Raw genomic sequence first — 5,583 nt, 5'->3', positions numbered from 1 at the left:
CTATGAGAAATCCGGGCTAGAGTATCCAACTCCGTTTTGACCCTGAGCATTTCACTTTGCGAGCCGATGCCATAGTCAAGCCTCTGTTCCGTTACGGTGGCCAGTTGCTCGACCAAAGCGCGTGTCTCATGATGGAGATTGATCGCTTCATTGGTATACCACCAATATGCATACGCCTCCTTAACGCGAGCTGTCAGCTGCCTTATTAGCCACTGAGTCTCCTGCTGGGCGGCAAGCATTCCGGCCTCCGCTGCCTTGCGAGACGCCGACAGATGATCCGGCCAGGGCAGCTGCTGGCTTACCTCAAAGCGATGCCCAACTGTATTAGGTCCCTCTAGAGTTTCAGGCGCAATGCCATACTTGATGACCGGGTCGGCCCAAGTATCTGAGCCCTCCACTTTGGCTTCTGACATTTCGGCGACAGATCTTTGCGCGCCCAGAGTCGCGTTATTGGTCAGAGCCTCTTGAACCCAATCGTCAACGACCTCAATAGGTTCGGCGTTTATCGGCAAGGCCATTGTGATCAGCAGGATCAGAACGGTTTGGATGCCAATGGGTCTAATCATCGGAATGTTCCTTTTTTGGCGATTTTTTTCAGCCGTGCGCGCTGCCAGAGATAGAAAATCACCGGAATCAGCAGCAGGGTCAGGATCAACGTGGTGACCATGCCACCGATCATCGGGCCGGCGATGCGTTGCATGACTTCTGAGCCGGTGCCACTGCCCAGCATGATGGGCACCAGGCCAGCTACAATGGCCGCGAAGGTCATCATGATCGGACGCACCCGTTGCGCAGCACCGTCACTGATCGCCTTGCGCAGGGCATCTGCCGACAGCTGGCCTGATTGATGATCCACGGTTTCCAAAGCGTTATGCAGAGACTGGTTCAGGTACACCAGCATCAGGACTCCGATCTCCACCGCCACCCCGGCCAGGGCAATAAAACCGACGGCCACGGCCACGGAGAGGTTGTAACCCAGCAGATACATCAGCCAGATGCCACCGATCATGCCGAATGGCAGGGTGCCGAGAATAATGCCCACCTCGGTCAGGTTGCGGAAGTTCAGGTACAGCAGAATGATGATGATGGCCAGGGTCAGCGGCACCACCAGCGTCAGGCGTTCCTTGGCCCGCTGCATATACTCATATTGGCCAGACCAAGTCAGGGAGTAGCCAGCAGGTAGATCCACCTGTTCTTGCACCACGGACTGCGCCTCCCTTACCCAACTGCCCAGATCCCGGCCCTCGATATCCACCAGAGTCCAGCCATTGATACGGGCGTTTTCCGACTTGATCATGGGCGGCCCCTGGTCGATCCGGATATCCGCCACATCGGCCAACGCGATACGCTGGCCATTGGGTGTCACCATCGGCAGCAGGCGCATCTGCTCCACCGAATCCCGGTAACCCTGGGGATAGCGCAGATTGATGGGATAGCGCTCCAGACCCTCCACCGTGTTGGCCACGTTCATGCCGCCAATCGCGGTACGTACGACCGATTGAATGTCTGCGATATTCAGCCCGAAACGAGCGGCAGCCTCGCGCTGTATATCCACCTTGATGTAGCGTCCGCCGGCCACCCGCTCGGAAAACGCAGAGGCTGTGCCGGGTATGTCAGTCAACACCCGCTCTAGCTCTTCCCCTATACCCTGGATCACCGCCAGGTCAGGACCGGCCACCTTGATGCCGACTGGGGTCTTGATGCCCGTGGAGAGCATGTCGATGCGGGTTTTGATCGGCATGACCCAGGCGTTAGTAAGGCCCGGAAGTCTGACGGTCCTGTCCAGTTCCCGGCGCAGAGATTCCGGCGTCATGCCGGGTCGCCACTGGTCCCGTGGTTTGAACTGGATAAAGGTCTCAATCATGGTCAGCGGGGCAGGATCGGTGGCCGTATCGGCGCGGCCAATTTTTCCGAACACGGTCTCCACTTCCGGAATACTGGCAATCAGCTTGTCGGTCTGTTGCAGAATCTGTCGGGCCTTGCCAATGGAGATACCAGGATAGGTGGTGGGCATGTACATCAGATCCCCCTCGTCCAGAGGCGGCATGAATTCACTGCCCAGCTTGTTGGCCGGCCAGAAGCCGATGATCAGCACCACCAGGCCTCCGGCAAGCATCAATGCCGGCCGTCGCAAAGCCCAGCCGATAATCGGTCGGTACAGGGCGATCAGCAGTCGGTTGATGGGATTGCGATGTTCTGGCAATACCTTGCCACGGATGAAATAGCCCATCAGCACTGGAACGAGAGTGATGGCCAGCCCGGCTGCCGCCGCCATGGCGTAGGTTTTGGTGAACGCCAGGGGGGCGAAGAGCTTGCCCTCCTGAGCCTCCAGGGTGAAGACCGGCAGAAAGCTCACGGTGATGATCATCAGTGAGAAAAACAGCGCGGGCCCCACCTCACCCGCGGCCCGCGACATCACGGCCCATCGGTTTTCCGGTGTCAGCGGGGTTCGCTCCATGTGTTTATGGACGTTCTCCACCATCACGATGGCCCCGTCCACCATGGCGCCGATGGCAATGGCAATACCCCCGAGGGACATGATATTGGCGTTGATGCCCTGGGCGTGCATCACCACGAACGCCGCAAGGATACCTACGGGCAGACTGACGATGACCACCAGCGACGACCGTAGATGGAACAGGAATACTGCGCAAATAAGGACGACCACCAGGAACTCTTTCAATAACTTGCCATACAGGTTGTCCACGGCGTTATTAATGAGTGTGGAGCGATCGTAGGTAGGAACCACTTCTACACCATCGGGGAGGCTGGTTTTGATGTCCTCCAAGCGTTGCTTGACCCCTTCGATGGTTTTCAAGGCGTTCTCACCGAAACGCATCACCACAATGCCTCCGGCCACTTCCCCTTCCCCATTCAGTTCGGCGATACCGCGACGGACCTGTGGGCCAAGCTGCACATCGGCCACGTCTTTCAGTAACAGGGGCTTGCCGTTGTCGTTGACCCCCAGGGGGACCTGTCGCAGATCGTCTTCGTTCTGCAGGTAGCCGGTGACCCGTACCATGTATTCCGCCTCGGCCATCTCCACCACCGAGGCGCCGGTTTCCTGGTTGGCGCTGTTGATGGCGGAATGGATGCGCTGCAGGGTAATGTCGTGGGCCCGCAGTCTGTCCGGGTTCACCACGACCTGATACTGTTTCACCATGCCGCCAACGCTGGCGACCTCGGATACACCGGGCACGGTTTGCAGTTCAAACTTCAGGAACCAGTCCTGAATAGCCCGCAGTTCCGACAGGTCATGCTGACCGGTGCGGTCCACCAGGGCGTAGGAGTATACCCAGCCAACGCCGGTTGCATCCGGCCCCAGCTCTGGTTTGGCGGCATCGGGCAATTGCCCGGCCACCTGGCTCAGGTACTCCAGTACCCGGGAGCGGGCCCAGTACAGATCGGTGTTGTCATCGAAAATGACATAGACAAAGGAATCACCAAAAAAGGGGTATCCGGATTTTTTGGTTGATTGGCTCATATCATGATGACGGAACCAACCATCAGCTCAGCGGATTACCTGGTTGATGACGACTCTTCTTCACGGCCCCTGCAAGTTTGCAGCAACGCCCAGGTTCGCATGCCGAGATACGCAGTGAGGCTTCGCGATCAACACACCATGCATTCACAATGTCACTGCAAGGTCCGGCATGTCTCTGCTCAGTCCTTACGGCCTGAGCTAGCCCTATACAGCTGTTGTTTGCTCTCCTCGCTGATCCCCGTCAGGATGCCGCAGGCATTGATCTCCCGACCCTCGTTGCAACTCGCCCTCAGTGAAACGAGTTGTTGCTCAAGCGCTTGCAGAGCAGTTATCTGCGACCGCACATGAGAGATGTGGTCATCGAGCATGGCGTTGACGGCGGTACAAGGCTGGCGAGGGTCGTCCTGATAGCTCTGTAGCTCGCGAATCTCTGTCAGTGACAGGTCCAGAATTCGGCAGCGGCGGATAAAGGCAAGCCACTCGCCATGCTTCTCGGTATAGACACGGTAACCATTCTCCTGCCGTTCTGGCGGCGGCAACAGGCCCTGCTGCTCATAGAAGCGGATCGTCTGCGTGTCGATACCCGCTATCTGGGCTAACTGACCAATGCGCATCAGGCTTACTCCTCAACGGATCATCTGTCCCATTGACCTTATAGTAGCTATATAGTTTTTAATACTAGCAATCTATGTTGGTTAACTGGAGCCGTATCGTGAGTAAAGCCTGTGGTGGCCCATGTAGCTGCGATGCAACGCCTGCAGCGGATACCGATATGCCGGTCTCCTCCGAAGCGTCAGGGGAATGGGTCAGCGTGTATGCTGTGCCGAAGATGGATTGTCCCTCAGAAGAACGGATGATCCGCTTGGCGCTGAACGGCTTTGATGAGATTCGAACGCTGTCCTTCGACTTGTCGAACCGCCGATTGGAGGTCGTGCATGACGGCGAGGCTGAGCCCATTACCGCGAAACTGGCGACCTTGGGGCTAGGCGCCTCTCTTCAGGAAACCGTCATTGCCGACCCAGAGACGATCAAGGCCGCTGAGAGCTCGGCGGTCTCTGCTACGCAGGAGTCAGGCACTCTGCGCGTGTTGCTCGGTATCAATGCGATCATGTTCGTGGTGGAAATGACTGCTGGCCTGATCGCCCAGTCTACCGGCCTGATCGCTGATTCCCTGGATATGTTTGCCGATGCAGCCGTCTATGGCCTGGCTCTCTATGCCGTAGGGCGCAGTGCGAAAATGCAGGTACGTGCCGCGCATCTGGCAGGGGTACTGCAACTGATTTTGGCTATCGGCGTACTCGTCGAGGTGGTGCGACGCTTTGTTTTCGGTAGTGAGCCTGAATCGCTGATGATGATGGCGATCGCCTTCGTCGCGTTGATCGCCAATACCGGTTGCCTGCTGTTGATATCCAAGCACCGCGAAGGCGGCGCGCATATGAAGGCAAGCTGGATATTTTCGGCCAACGACGTGGTCATCAATCTGGGGGTTATCCTTGCAGGGCTTCTTGTTGCCTGGACCGGCTCCAACTACCCGGATCTGGTTATTGGCGGTATTGTGGGAGGCATTGTACTCATTGGTGCCAAGCGAATTCTTGCGCTAAAAGGATAATTCGATGTCTGAAGACCGTTCTCGCTTTTTTACGCTCACCTTTCTCGGCTTTTCGGCACTTATAGCACTGGCCGACCAGCTTATTAAATGGCTCGTCCAGCAATCCATGGCTTACGGGCAATCGGTTGAGATCACTCCTTTCTTTAATTGGGTGCACGTATGGAATAAAGGCGCTGCCTTCAGTCTCTTTGCCGATGGCGATGGCTGGCAGCGATATTTTTTTATTGCGATAGCCATTGTCGTCTCGGCTGTTCTGGTCAAATTGATTCGGGACAGCCATAAGCGAACCGAAGCCCTAGCCTATTCGATGGTACTTGGCGGTGCATTCGGAAATGTCATCGACCGAGTTTTTCGAGGCTATGTTGTCGATTACCTGGATTTTCATTGGCAATCCTGGCACTGGCCGGCATTCAATATTGCCGACGCCTTCATAGTCCTGGGCGTGATCATGATTTTTGTCACGGGCTGAGATGGACCCATTCAGTTGGAC

At 56.6% G+C, this 5,583-nt stretch carries 5 protein-coding genes; 2 read left to right on the top strand and 3 right to left on the bottom strand.

Translation table 11 applies throughout. The features are described from left to right. The 3 genes from B3Y70_RS09820 to cadR form a co-directional block, all read right to left on the bottom strand. The coding region (locus B3Y70_RS09820; protein WP_288589708.1) for a TolC family protein at window positions 1-566 on the bottom strand (566 nt) is incomplete at its 3' end. Continuing rightward, window positions 563-3,484, bottom strand: a complete 2,922-nt coding sequence (locus tag B3Y70_RS09815; protein WP_273085903.1) for an efflux RND transporter permease subunit — start codon at window positions 3,482-3,484, stop codon at window positions 563-565. The genes B3Y70_RS09820 and B3Y70_RS09815, both read right to left, overlap by 4 nt. Before the next feature lie 179 nt (window positions 3,485-3,663). Then, window positions 3,664-4,098, bottom strand: coding sequence for a Cd(II)/Pb(II)-responsive transcriptional regulator (gene cadR, locus B3Y70_RS09810; RefSeq protein WP_008175821.1), 435 nt, complete (start codon window positions 4,096-4,098; stop codon window positions 3,664-3,666). 98 nt (window positions 4,099-4,196) lie between these two features. Here cadR and B3Y70_RS09805 point away from each other — a divergent pair, with 98 nt between their 5' ends. Together B3Y70_RS09805 and lspA are read left to right on the top strand one after the other, a co-directional pair. Then, window positions 4,197-5,093 carry a cation transporter gene (locus tag B3Y70_RS09805; protein ID WP_008175823.1) on the top strand — a complete coding sequence of 299 codons (897 nt, stop codon included), beginning with the start codon at window positions 4,197-4,199 and terminating at the stop codon, window positions 5,091-5,093. Window positions 5,094-5,097: 4 nt separating this feature from the next. After that, a complete protein-coding gene (gene lspA / locus B3Y70_RS09800) occupies window positions 5,098-5,562 on the top strand; it encodes a signal peptidase II (RefSeq protein ID WP_288589705.1) in 465 nt (154 codons plus the stop codon). The last annotated feature ends 21 nt before the right edge of the window (window positions 5,563-5,583 follow it).

The sequence above is a fragment of the Marinobacter sp. UBA5687 genome, from assembly GCF_002420325.1.
GTDB classification, from domain to species: Bacteria; Pseudomonadota; Gammaproteobacteria; order Pseudomonadales; family Oleiphilaceae; genus Marinobacter; species Marinobacter nauticus.
Note: the sequence above shows the minus strand (reverse complement) of the source record. Positions and strands in the feature narration are given on the sequence as shown.

Bases quoted from the DNA above. Each gene is read 5' to 3' on its own strand.
- B3Y70_RS09815 (WP_273085903.1), bottom strand. From the start codon at position 3,484: ATGAGCCAATCAACCAAAAAATCCGGATACCCCTTTTTTGGTGATTCC.
- cadR (WP_008175821.1), bottom strand. From the start codon at position 4,098: ATGCGCATTGGTCAGTTAGCCCAGATAGCGGGTATCGACACGCAGACG.
- lspA (WP_288589705.1), top strand. From the start codon at position 5,098: ATGTCTGAAGACCGTTCTCGCTTTTTTACGCTCACCTTTCTCGGCTTT.